The sequence below is a fragment of the Paraburkholderia sp. Cpub6 genome (assembly GCF_014201065.1).
Lineage (GTDB): Bacteria > Pseudomonadota > Gammaproteobacteria > Burkholderiales > Burkholderiaceae > Paraburkholderia > Paraburkholderia tuberum.
This window is the reverse complement of the sequence record NZ_JACHDM010000003.1, coordinates 67,801-79,898: the sequence shown is the minus strand read 5'-3', so window position 1 is coordinate 79,898 and position 12,098 is coordinate 67,801. Positions and strand designations below refer to the sequence as shown.

Here is a 12,098-nt window from a genome sequence, read left to right as displayed (position 1 = left end):
CGCGCGCGGCGCGCGATCGCCCGTATTGCGACCGTCATGGGTCTGGCCGCGCTGAGCGCCTGTGCTTCCCCGCCGGCCCGCTTCTACACACTCGGCACTGACAGCGAACCGACGCGTGCAAACGTTACGGTCAGTCCGGCCTTCCGGATCGACATGCGCACAGTGAAGGTGCCGGTTTCAGTCGCAAGGAGCCAGCTCGTCGTACAGGTCGATGCGGCGCGCGTCAGGATTCTGGAAAACGAGCGCTGGGCATCGCCGCTTGCAGACGAGATCCGCAATGCGCTGCTCGCGGCCGCGACTCGACAGGCGGGCGGCCCCGACACGTACCAGCCTGGTCACGCGGAGGACGCTCGCACGTATCAGGTCTCCGTCGACGTGCAGCGTTTTGAATCGTGGCCGGGCTCACACGCGCTGCTTGACGTCACCTGGAGTGTACGCAAGTCGAACGACTCACGAACATTGACCTGCCGCAGCATAGTCAGCCAGCCCGTATCGGCCGGCTACGATGCACTCGTCAACGGCCATCGAATCGCAGTGAGAAGGATAGGCACTCAAATTGGCGAAGTCGTCCGGGAATTTTCGGCGGCGCCGTTCGTGTCCGCCGTTGCACCGGCGCGCATCCCTGCGAGTACGAGAAGTTCGGCGTTGTTATGCCCGGCTCTAGCAGGCTGAACCGATACAGGAATTGGTGCATCACGCCGAGAAGGAGCGCGAGCTGATTGCTAGCGTCGAGGCTTTAGCAGGTGATTGAGTTTAATCGCTAGCGGCCCGACCGGGCTTCTCCGCCGGGCCGCACCCGGCTGACTTCAGGCCGATCAGACCGATGGCGCCGGACCTCTTGATTCAATCGGCGTCGGCAGTCTCCTCCACGACCGGCAGCGGACGCGCTGCAATCTTCTCCGCCTCCGCACGCTTGAGTCCGAGTGTCTGCAGCAGCATTGCTGCAGTACGCTCAGGGAAGTGCTCCCCGCTAAAGCCAAGCTCCTTGAGTACGCTTGCCGCGGGCGCGCCCGGTGCGACGAAGTTCAGCTCGGCGGCGATTGCACAGAGGACCGTACCGGCTACCGCAAGAAATCCGATGAACGGGTCGGCGACCACAAAGCGCTTCGCGGCAATGCCATTCACAATGTCGCGCAGCAGCCGCTGGCCCAGTCCGCGGCTCATCGCATGCGTCGGAATAAACCCTTCACGTATCAGGAAACGTCCCCACACGGGGTCTTGCTGCGCACGCAGGACCGTATGACGCACGGCGACAGCGATCACCTCGGCCGGGTCGGAAAGGCCAGCGGCGAGGCGATCCATCATGTTAGCGAAATCCTCGAACACCTCGTCGACAAGCGTCGCGTAAATCGCCTCCTTCGATTCAAAGTGGTTGTAGAACGAGCCAAAGCCGACATCAGCGGCTTCGGTGATTTCATTGATCGCCACGCCCTCCATGCCTTTTTCGGCCATCAGCCTGAGGGCGGCGTCGAGCAGACGGGCACGCGTCTCGCGCTTGCGACGCGCACCGCGCGGCTCGCGTTGTTCGGGAACGGCAACCGGGGCGACTGGCGCCGCGCGGGTAGGACGCTTTGTAGTGTTCGGCATGATGGATCCAAGCTTGGTTATACCTAAGTATAGATCGTAATGTCTAGGTTGACAAAACGCTCAGGAATGACTTTAATGTCATTAAAGGCGACCCGAAGGCCGGCCTTACATACAAGTACAACAGACAACATCTGGAGTGACTGTGGAGACAGCAGCAAAGGACGGCGCCGCGCCGTGGCGCCGGCATGAACAGGTTCGTCCGCCGATTGGCGCATTACCGTCGGTGGTTGACGTCTTACTGGTGGGTTGCGGACCTGTCGGTGCAACGATTGCCAATCTACTGGCGCGCTACGGCGTGCATGTATTGATTGTCGACAAGTCGACCGAGGTTTCCATCGCGCGCCGGGCAATCGAGCTGGATAACGACGCGCTGCGCATCCTTCAGCTTGCGGGCATTGGGGAGCCCGATTTCGAGACCAGCACCGTTCCATATGTGCGGATGAGAACGCCCATGCTGGGGCAGGTCGGCCAAATCAGTTCGGCGAGCCGCCTGGATGGCTATCCGAAGCCCGTCACGTTGTACCAGCACGAACTCGAGCGGTGCCTGCGGGCCCGGCTCGAGAAATACGACTGTGTGCATATCGCGCCAGGTGTCGAACTGGGGAGCTTCACGGAAGAAGGCGACCATGTGCTCGCGTCGCTGGAGCTTGATCACGGCCGCCCTCACATCGTCCGGGCGCGCTACGTGGTCGGTGCAGACGGGGCGTATTCACTGGTTCGGCAGACTATCGGGCCGCACTTCTGGGGTAAGACATTTGCCGAGAAATGGCTCGTTGCCGCTGCGCGGCATCTTTCACGCCCAGCCGACGATATCGAGTTCATCTCCGATCACCGTCGGCCAAACCGGTGCATGGCCGGGCGCAGCGGGCGTGAGCGCTGGAAGTTCATGCTGCGGCCGGACGAGCGCCACGAGAACATAAAAGCCGAGGTCCGCATACGCGAGATGGTCGCTCCATCGGGCAACCCGGAAGCCACGATGATCGAGCGCAAGGCGGTGTATCGCTTCCGAACGCGAACCCTTAATGCATTCAGCCGGGGGCGTGTGTTCTTCGCGGGCGACGCCGCGCACATTAGGCCTCCATCCGTCGGCCGAGGGTTGGCCGCGGGACTGCGAGACGCCGCCAACCTGTGCTGGAAGCTTGCATGGGTGGTGCAGGGGCGAGCGGATTCACGCATTCTCGACACTTACGACGAGGAGAGGCGGCCCCCCCACGAGAAGGTGATAACAAAGCTCGCAAGGTTCATGAGAAAGCTCGTCACGCCGCGCAATGGCGGCATTGCCTTGTGGGCTCATGGGCTAATGCAATTGTCGCCACCGGTGCTCCCGCTGCGTGCGCAGCCCGAGGAATCGCAGATCCAGCCGAAAAAAACAACTAGAAGAGGTGTGTTTGTCAAAGGCCGCTCGCCGACGAAGCTTGTGCGCGGCGCAGTCATTGGGCAGGGGCGGGTACGTGGTTCGGATGGCAAGGCGCGTCCAAGCGACGAGGTGTTCGGGCAGGGCCTGGTGCTGATTGGATTTGGCACAGATGCCCGAGCCTCGCTTGATTCTTCTGAGGCAGCAGCCTTCGCGCGTGCCGGGGGAAGCACTGTGCAGATCGCACACCGTGGAGAGCGGCCGCATCTCGCTCGGCATGACAGCTGGGAGGACCTCGACGGTGTGTTCCTTCCGCGTCTCGTACCGGTTGGTTGGGCCGCCGTGGTGCGGCCCGACAAGACCGTCGTTCACGATGGCCCGGCGACCGATGCCTCGCGGCTCGTGCGCGAGAGTCTTTCCTTGCTAGGTCAGCACTGCTGGGTCATGCAGTGATCGCGAAGCCGCATGCCGTCTCGAAACCCCATTCATACCGTGTGATCTCTTATCGCCATGAACCTGACCACTGTACAACCGGCCCGTCACCCAGATCCTACGACGAAAGCGTCGGCATTGGCTTATCTGATATTCGACCGGCCAGATCTCGAGAAAGCCGAGCAATTTCTCAGTGACTTCGGGCTCCGAACGGTATCGCGCGATGAATCGCTCCTGCTGCTGCGGGGAACGGGTGCCTCACACTTCTGCTATGTCGTCCGGAAGGCCTCGAAATCCCGGTTCGTTGGTTTTGGGCTACAGGTCGATAACAGGGCCGAGCTTGATGCACTTGCAAAACTGCCGGGCGCCTCGGACGTCGAACGCTCGCCCCTGCCCGGCGGCGGCTATACGGTACGGCTGACCGATCCTTCAGGCTTTCGCGTCGACGCGATATGGGGCCAGCAGCCAGCTTCGACGTTGTCTCATCGGCCACCCTTGCCGTTCAACTCCGTGGATGCGACGGTCCGGATCAACGGGACGCAGCGACCGCCCGAAGGCGCGCCGGAAATTATCCGGCTCGGACACGTCGTGCTCGAACTCGTCGACTACCAGGAAACCTGCGCGTGGTATACGCGGCATTTCGGCCTCATCCCCAGCGATGTGCAGGTGCTTCCCGATGGCTCGCCCGCCGTCGCGTTCATGCGGCTCGATCTCGGCGACAAGCCAGCCGATCACCATACGATCGCGCTTGCACAAGGCTTCGTGCCCACCTACAGCCATAGCGCGTACGAAGTCGTTGACGCCGACGCGGTTGGCATGGGCCAACGCATTCTGCGCGACAAAGGTTGGACGCACGCATGGGGGATCGGCCGACATATCCTGGGCAGCCAGGTGTTCGACTACTGGCAGGATCCGTGGGGAGACAAGCACGAGCACTATTGCGACGGCGACCTCTTTACGGCGGACGCGCCGACGGGTGTCCATGCCGTGAGCCGCGAAGCGATGGCGCAATGGGGACCGACGATGCCACGCAGCTTCACGAAGCCCAGGTTCACACCCGCGAGCCTCGTGGCACTTTTCAGAAACCTGCGCCGCAGCCCCGACCTGACGTTGAGCAAGCTGCGCACGTTGGCGAAGCTTTTCGCCTGAACCACCCCACTTTCATAGAATCCGGAGATCGATAAATGGCACTTCACGTTCTGCATTACCTTCATGATGGCCGCGCCCAGTGGGGCGTAGTCGCCAATGGCGCCATCACGCCGATTCATGGCGAATTCAAGTCGACCGCCGAGTTTATCGAAGCCAATCCCGTCGAACGGCTGGCGGTACTGGACGGCTCTCCGATTCCCGAATCGGATGTGCAATGGCTGTCGCCCGTGACGGCCAACCAGCAGTTCATCTGTCAGGGCGCGAATTATCGCCAGCATATGATCGACTCCGGCATGGACCCGGATGTGAAGAAATTCAACATGATCTTCACGAAGGCGACGAGCTGCATCGTTCCTGCCGACTCGCCCCTCGTGAAGCCCAGGGAGGTGCAGTTGCTCGACTACGAGATCGAACTCGGTCTTGTGCTCAAACGCGACGTCACGTCCCGCGAAACGGTCACCGACGAGAACCTGCATGAGTACATTGCTGGCGCCGTGATTGTCAACGACTACTCCGCGCGCGATATCCAGATTCCGCAGATGCAGTTCTATAAGGGCAAGAGCTATCGCACGTTTGGCCCTGTCGGCCCTTACCTTTGCCTCCTTGAGAAACATGATATTCCGAAGTTGAAGGAGCTCGTGCTGACACTGACGGTCAATGGAACCGTCCGCCAGAATGACACGACTGCGGGTCTCGTCTATGGGCCGGCAGAGACCTTGACGGAGCTTTCCGGCGTGCATGATCTGCGCATCGGTGACCTGCTCGCGACGGGCACGCCATCTGGCTGTGCACTGAGCATTCCGTCGCCCGAAAAGCAACGCGCCGCGGCGCAGCTGCCTGAAGCGGAAAAATGGCGTCTTTTCCTGAAGATGCAGGCGGAAAGGCCGCAGTACCTGAAGGTGGGGGACGTCGTGGAGGCGCATATCGTCAGCCACGATCGCTCGATCGATCTGGGCGTGCAGCATAACGTCGTTGTGGAAGAGGCAGCATGAAAGGCATCGCAAACGTAGACGAAGTCCTTGCCATCGAAACGCAAGGGCTGCCGGCGGATCTCCCGTCGAGCACCTACGAGATGATCTGCCGGGGCGCGGCGATTAATCCATCGGCACCGGCACTTTCGTTCTTTGCAACGGCCGACGACTATCGGAACGCCGAGTGCTGGACGTATAGTGAACTCGTCCGAGATATCACGCGCACCGCGAACATGTTCTCGCGCCTCGGAGTACAACGCGACTCAGTCGTCGCATATGTTCTGCCTAACCTCCCTGAAACGCACTTCGTGATCTGGGGTGGGGAGGCCGCCGGAATTGTCTGCGCGATCAATCCATTGCTCGAGCAGGAAGCCATCGGCCAACTCCTCAACGCTGCAGGTGCCAGCGTGCTGGTAACGCTGGCGCCGTTTCCCGGAACTGATCTTTGGCAAAAGGTACAAGCGGTGCTGCACAAGGTTTCTTCGCTGAAGGATCTGGTGCTCGTGAATCCGGCCGAACGTGTGACGGGTTCAAAACAGTCCGCGACGCGAATGCTGCAGCGTGAGTGTTCAAGGCTGCACGGCGAGGGCGGCGTGCGGGGCGCGGTTCCTGCGCATATCGAGATCCACGACTTCGGCGTTGCCATCGCGCAGGAGTCGGGAACGGCACTTCAAGGCGCGCGGCACTTTGGCGCCGACGACGTGTCGTCGTACTTCTGTACGGGCGGGACGACCGGCCTGCCGAAAATTGCGATGCGCCGCCACGGCAATGAGGTGGCTAATGCCTGGAGCACGGGTCAATTCTTCGGCGACAGCGTCGGGCCAGGCAAGACGCTTTTCTGCGGACTGCCACTCTTCCACGTGAATGCCGTCATGGCAACGGGTCTCCTGCCTTTTTCCAAAGGCGCCCAGGTCGTGCTCGGCACGCCGCAAGGCTATCGCGGCGATGGCGTTGTCAAACGTTTCTGGGAAATCGTCGAGCATCACCGCATCAATTTCTTCAGCGGTGTCCCGACGCTTTATGCGGCGTTACTCGATATTCCTGTCGGCGAGCACGATGTGAGTTCGCTTGAGTACGGACTGTGCGGTGCGGCTCCCATGCCGGTCGAAGTTCTCCGGACCTTTCAGCAAAGGACGCGCATCCGGATTCTCGAGGGCTATGGCCTGACCGAGGGGACCTGCGTGAGCAGCGCCAATCCGCCGCTGGGGGAGCGCAGGCTGGGCTCAATCGGGCTCCGCATTCCGGGCCAGGCGATGAAAGCCGTCATCGTCGACGCTGACGGGCGATATGTACGGGATTGCGAGATCGATGAGGTCGGCCTGCTGACTATTTCCGGCCCGAACATTTTCCTCGGCTATATCGTGCCCGAGCAGAACAAGGGGCTCTGGCTGGATCTCGGCGATGGCAGGTGCTGGCTCAATACCGGCGACCTCGGTCGATGCGATGTCGATGGTTATTTCTGGCTTACTGGTCGCAAAAAGGAAGTGATCATACGTGGCGGTCACAACATCGATCCGGCAGCGATCGAGGAACCGCTCTATCGCCATCCCGCCGTCAACGTCGCGGCGGCGGTCGGTCGTCCCGATGCACACGCCGGGGAGTTGCCGATTGCCTATGTCCAGCTCAAACCGGGTGCAACCGCGACTGAGGACGAACTCGCCGAGTTCGTGCGACTCGAGATAGGCGAGCGCGCGGCACTGCCTAAACGGATCAGAATCCTGGATGCGATGCCGTTGACAGGCGTGGGCAAGATTTTCAAGCCGGCGCTGAAACAGCGCGAAACGGTAGACGCGTTACAGTCGGCACTCGTGGAGGCTGGCGTCGAGGGAGCAACCGTTAGGATTATTGAAGATACTTCGCGCGGGCTTTCGCTTCACGTCGAACTTCCCGACCCCGCGCTCGAAGCATTGGCGACTTCCGCGCTCGGGCGCTTTCCGTTCGCATTTTCGCTTTCGGTTGCCGCGAGGCCATCACGGAAAGAGCAATGTTGATGTACCAGCGGCGATAGAGACGCACAGCAGGCCATGGTGATAGGAGCCTGACATCAGCGGGGGCGCTCAGTCACGCGCACGCGGCTTGATGCGGCGTTTCAAACGCCAGTGTCATGAGTTAAACGCTCGCGTCGGTTTAGAGGAAAGAGGGTCAATATTGCTTCAGAAAGGTCCTTGCGTTCGGTTGTTGAAAAATGGCTCGGGCCAATATCGGCGAATGCGGTTCGGATTACCCGATTCGGTCGTGCGGGCACAAACCAGAGACCCTATGTGCGTATCGAGCTACTGCTGCCGACAGGGCCGGTTGGATTATTTTTCTACCGGCACCGCGACGGTGCGTGGTGCGTATTCCCGCCCGAGACTGAACGTTTGGCGATGCGCGCTTACTAGCGTGCAGGGCGATGGAGGCATGCTGTACCAGCAATTATTCCAAAGGCAGAGAACGAATAACTAGACGGATTGAAGTCTCGACACGAGGAGGTACGAAGAATAGAAAGGATGGTAAGGATAACGCGAAAGCGTATTTCCACATAACGTGTATGAGGCAGTAGCGGTGTTCTAAACATTCGTGCCTGTTTTATGTCATTTAGTAAAACTACCTAATCAGACATAACCGGCGGACCTGATAAGCGGTCGAAGCCTCTGAGGAACGACGCAACGACCCCAGACGGAGCGCCGCATCGGTTCCACAGGAAGCACCACGGGTTCACAAAAATTCCCGGGCAACGAGACAGGAGATGACACGTGAGGAATTACAGGCGAATGATCAGCTCTGCCGGTATGGCGGCTTGCCTCTGCTCGGCTGCGCTTACCGACAATGCAAACGCCCAGTCGGCGGGAAGCATTACGCTGTCCACCGGATGGCTTCACATCGCGCCACAGGGCGACGCAACGCCACTCACCGTGGAGAGTGTTGGCGGCGAAACGGTGAATCGCCAGCTAGCCGGTACCGGGGCGCATGCGACGTCAACGAATACGGTGGGAATTACCACCGAGTACTACGTCACGGACAACATTGGCGTCGCTATGCTTCTGGGACTGCCATTGACAGTAAATCTGGTTGGCGATGGGACGCTGGAGAAGTATGGCAACCTCGGCTCGACGAGGCCAATGCCGCCCGCCATCGAACTTCGATATCACCTGTTTTCGGCCGGCTCGAAATTCCGTCCATTCATCGGTTTGGGTGTGAACTATACGTGGTTCACCCAGGTTCGGACAACCAATAGCCAGTTTGTCACTGATAGCGTTGGTCCAGGTGGTTCGGCACACGCAACACTCAGTTCATCGTGGAATCCGGTATTCGAGATCGGGGCAAGTTACGCCATTACAAAACACTGGTCTGTCGGAACCTCTGTGAACTATATGCCGGTGAAGACCAACCTTACGTTAGACGGACACACCGCGACTGGAACGCAGATCGTTTCCAAATCGACGCTCCGGCTCGATCCGCTTAGCGTCTTCCTGAACGTCGCCTACACGTTCTAGTGCGTACGACTCGTTAATGCACCGATCGAGAGATTTGAATGCCCATCGAAGACATCGACTACGTTATTTTTCGCGCCCCGGGCCTGGCTGCGGTCCGCGACGTCATGCCACCGCTAGCGCACCCCGCTTCCCTTTGGATCGAATAATGAAACGACAGGTCCTCAAGACTATTCTTTTTGCTTTGCCCAAGGTTCTTGACCTGACGGCACGCCGCTTTCCCGCTTATCGTGATCGCCTGAAGGAGCGCGATCTCGTCGCCTGGATCGGACTCGCGGATCGAAGCATCGGTCGCGTCATCAAGTTCAGGAACGGACGCGTCCGTTCTAGCGCCGGCAGGCATCCGCGGCCCGACGTGAGCATGGTCTTCAAGGATGTCGCCACCGCCCTGAAGTTCTTTTCTCCCAATCCGGACCAGGGCGAAATCATCCACGCTGCCAAGAACTTCAAGGTGGTCACCGAGGGCGAGGACGAACTGTTGGTTTGGCTAATGCAGACCCTGAGCATGATGCGGACCGTCGGCCTGCCGATGGGCACGCCTTTGCGCGACGGCACCCGCCGCTACACCACCTGCACCAACGGCGGGCCTCTGTTCGTCTACGTCAAGGATGGCCGCGTCGTTCGGGTGACGCCCATCGAGCTGGACAGCACGGATGCGCCAAGTTATGTGATCGAGGCGCGCGGCCGCCGTTTCAGCCCGCCACGGCGTGGCCTGGTCGCGCCCCATGCGTTGACGCTCAAGTCGCTGGTCTATTCCGACAAGCGCATCCTTCACCCCATGAAGCGGGTCGACTTCGACCCTGACGGCGAACGCAATCCCCAGAACCGGGGCAAATCCGGCTATGTGCGTATCAGTTGGGACGAGGCCCTGGACATTGTCGCCAGGGAAATCAACCGGCAGAAGCGCGTTCACGGTCCCGGTTCCATCACCTTCCCGATGTCGTCCCATCACCAGTGGGGCAACGTGGGTTACTACCTCAGCGCGCTGACGCGCTTTGCCAACCTGATCGGCTTTACCCGGGTCGCGGCCAATCCGGATAGCTGGGAAGGCTGGTACTGGGGTGCCATGCATCATTTCGGCAACTCGATGCGCGTTGGCGTGCCATCCGGCTATGGTGGCGTCGAGGATTGCCTGAAGGAAGCCGACATGATCGTGTTCTGGTCCTGCGACCCCGAAAGTACCAACGGGGCCTATGCGGGATTCGAGGGGACTCCGCGGCGCCTGTGGGCAAAGGAACTCGGCATTGAGTTCGTTCATATCGACCCACACTGCAACCCCACCGCGCAGTTGCTGGGCGGGCGCTGGATTCCGGTCCGACCGCAAACCGATGCTGCTCTCGCCACCGCCATCATGTACGTATGGGCCGTGGAGGGCTTGTACGACGAGGATTACATCGCCACCCGCACGACCGGTTTCGACGAGTGGAGGGCCTATCTTCTGGGCGAATCCGACGGCGTTCCCAAGACGCCCGAGTGGCAGGAGGGCGAAACCGGCGTGCCCGCCAAGGACGTCCGTGCGCTTGCGCGCCGATGGGGGAACAGGAAGGTCCATCTCGCGGTCGGGATGACCGGCGCGGGATTCGGCGGCGCGGGCCGCGGCGCGACCGGAGCGCAATGGGCGCGCTGCATGATCATGATGATGGCGATGCAGGGCTGGGGTAAGCCGGGGGTCAATTTCGGCTGCCTTGAGGCCGGCGTGCCCCACGACCTCCATTTCTATTTCCCCGGCTACGCGGACGGCGGCATATCCGGCGACCTGGCGTGGACCGCCAATGCGGTGAACAATTACCAGCGCATGCCGCACATTCTGTCCATGAATCCGGTCAAGCAAATGGTCCCGCGGCAGCAATTGCCCGACGCCATCATCAACGGCCATGCGACGGGCTACCTCTGGGACGGCATGTCCCAGGAAGCCCAGTTCGCGCCGTTCAGCTACCCCATGCCCGGATATTCGCCGATCCACATGATCTACCGCTACGGCGGATCCGCCTTCAGCACGGTGACGAATTCCGGACGCTGGGCTGAAGCCTACCGGCACCCGAGCATCGAGTTCGTGGTCAACCAGTCGATCTGGATGGAGGGCGAGGCCCAGTTCGCCGACATCATCCTGCCTGCATGCACCGCGCTGGAGCGCTGGGACATCGGCGAATGGGCGAATTCCGGCGGCTATGCGCACCATGGGTTTAGCACGGTCAATCATCGCGTGATGACGCTGCAGCACAAGTGCATCGAGCCTTTGGGCGAGTCCCGTTCCGACTACGACATCTTCACTGCCATCCTGACCCGGCTGGGCCTTGGCGGGGTGTTCACCGAGGGATGCAGCGAGCTGGACTGGGTCAAGCGGGTCTTCGACTCGTCGGATCTGCCCGATCACATTTCGTGGCGCGAGTTCTGCCGCAAGGGCTATTTCGTCGTGCCGCCCGAGAAGCCCGAATTGCGCCATCCGGTGGACATGCGCTGGTTCGCGGAGGGACGGCGCAAGGACCTGCAGGAACCCCATCCACTGCCGTCGCAGTTCGCTGAGAAATTCGGCATGGGCCTGCAGACGCCGAGCGGCAAGCTGGAGTTCGTGCCCGAGTTGCTGAAGCGGCACACTGCGGACAATCCCGAGCGACCACCGCTCAACCGATACATCCCGTCCTGGGAGGGGCTGCGTTCGGACCTGGCTCAGCGTTATCCGCTGCAGTTGATCGCCACTCACAGCCGTTACAGCTTCCATACCCATTGTGATGGCAAGAACTCCTCGGTCAACAGCATCGATGACCATCGCGCGCTGATTGGTGGCCATCGCTTCTGGCTGCTGAGGCTAGGTCCGGCCGACGCGGCCATTCGAGGCATTGCCCACCGCGACCTCGTCAAGGTGTACAACGACCGCGGCGCGGTGATTTGCGCAGCCGACGTCTCGCCGCTGGTTAGCGCGGGAGTGGTCAAGTCGTATGAGGCGAGCGCCGAATTTCAGCTGGTCGAAATAGACGGCGAGTGCGTCGAGATTGGCGGTTGCATGAACATGCTCACCCCTGACCGGCCTCAAACCGCCGGCACGAGCAGCATGAGCCCAAATTCCTGCCTGGTGCAGGTCGAGAAGTGGCTAGGCACCGAAGCGTTCATGCTCGGTCGCGCCGCGTGAGGAAT

Annotated in this window: 8 protein-coding genes; 7 read left to right on the top strand and 1 reads right to left on the bottom strand. The window is 60.8% G+C overall.

Annotated features, from left to right (window positions below):
- The first annotated feature begins 36 nt into the window (after nucleotides 1-36).
- The gene (locus tag HDG33_RS07265) at nucleotides 37-672 is read left to right on the top strand and encodes a membrane integrity-associated transporter subunit PqiC (RefSeq protein ID WP_221311328.1); all 636 of its coding nucleotides are present in this window, start codon (nucleotides 37-39) and stop codon (nucleotides 670-672) included.
- A 171-nt stretch (nucleotides 673-843) separates the two neighbouring features.
- On the opposite strand, the gene HDG33_RS38200 is transcribed toward HDG33_RS07265, so the two are convergent.
- On the bottom strand, nucleotides 844-1,587 hold the full coding sequence (locus HDG33_RS38200; RefSeq protein ID WP_184023448.1) for a TetR/AcrR family transcriptional regulator: 744 nt from the start codon (nucleotides 1,585-1,587) through the stop codon (nucleotides 844-846).
- Nucleotides 1,588-1,729: 142 nt separating this feature from the next.
- Between HDG33_RS38200 and HDG33_RS07255 the strand changes: the two genes are divergently transcribed.
- The 6 genes from HDG33_RS07255 to HDG33_RS07230 all read left to right on the top strand — a co-directional run bounded on the left by HDG33_RS07255 (nucleotide 1,730) and on the right by HDG33_RS07230 (nucleotide 12,093).
- The gene (locus HDG33_RS07255; protein WP_311548227.1) at nucleotides 1,730-3,394 is read left to right on the top strand and encodes an FAD-dependent monooxygenase; all 1,665 of its coding nucleotides are present in this window, start codon (nucleotides 1,730-1,732) and stop codon (nucleotides 3,392-3,394) included.
- Between the two features lie 57 nt (nucleotides 3,395-3,451).
- Nucleotides 3,452-4,522 (top strand): VOC family protein, encoded by a 1,071-nt coding sequence (locus HDG33_RS07250; RefSeq protein ID WP_184023446.1) that lies wholly within the window; start codon nucleotides 3,452-3,454, stop codon nucleotides 4,520-4,522.
- Nucleotides 4,523-4,557: 35 nt separating this feature from the next.
- On the top strand, nucleotides 4,558-5,514 hold the full coding sequence (locus HDG33_RS07245) for a fumarylacetoacetate hydrolase family protein (RefSeq protein WP_184023444.1): 957 nt from the start codon (nucleotides 4,558-4,560) through the stop codon (nucleotides 5,512-5,514).
- Nucleotides 5,511-7,484 carry an acyl-CoA synthetase gene (locus HDG33_RS07240; RefSeq protein WP_184023442.1) on the top strand — a complete coding sequence of 658 codons (1,974 nt, stop codon included), beginning with the start codon at nucleotides 5,511-5,513 and terminating at the stop codon, nucleotides 7,482-7,484. The genes HDG33_RS07245 and HDG33_RS07240 overlap by 4 nt, the downstream gene beginning before the upstream one ends.
- Nucleotides 7,485-8,246: 762 nt before the next feature.
- On the top strand, nucleotides 8,247-8,969 hold the full coding sequence (locus HDG33_RS07235; protein ID WP_184023440.1) for an OmpW family protein: 723 nt from the start codon (nucleotides 8,247-8,249) through the stop codon (nucleotides 8,967-8,969).
- A gap of 145 nt (nucleotides 8,970-9,114) precedes the next feature.
- Nucleotides 9,115-12,093 (top strand): molybdopterin-dependent oxidoreductase, encoded by a 2,979-nt coding sequence (locus HDG33_RS07230; protein WP_184023438.1) that lies wholly within the window; start codon nucleotides 9,115-9,117, stop codon nucleotides 12,091-12,093.
- Nucleotides 12,094-12,098 lie beyond the last annotated feature (5 nt).

Excerpts from the sequence above, each read along its gene's own strand:
- HDG33_RS07235 (WP_184023440.1), top strand. The coding sequence starts at position 8,247 with ATGATCAGCTCTGCCGGTATGGCGGCTTGCCTCTGCTCGGCTGCGCTT.
- HDG33_RS07240 (WP_184023442.1), top strand. The coding sequence starts at position 5,511 with ATGAAAGGCATCGCAAACGTAGACGAAGTCCTTGCCATCGAAACGCAA.
- HDG33_RS07230 (WP_184023438.1), top strand. The coding sequence starts at position 9,115 with ATGAAACGACAGGTCCTCAAGACTATTCTTTTTGCTTTGCCCAAGGTT.
- HDG33_RS07245 (WP_184023444.1), top strand. The coding sequence starts at position 4,558 with ATGGCACTTCACGTTCTGCATTACCTTCATGATGGCCGCGCCCAGTGG.
- HDG33_RS07250 (WP_184023446.1), top strand. The coding sequence starts at position 3,452 with ATGAACCTGACCACTGTACAACCGGCCCGTCACCCAGATCCTACGACG.
- HDG33_RS38200 (WP_184023448.1), bottom strand. The coding sequence starts at position 1,587 with ATGCCGAACACTACAAAGCGTCCTACCCGCGCGGCGCCAGTCGCCCCG.
- HDG33_RS07265 (WP_221311328.1), top strand. The coding sequence starts at position 37 with ATGGGTCTGGCCGCGCTGAGCGCCTGTGCTTCCCCGCCGGCCCGCTTC.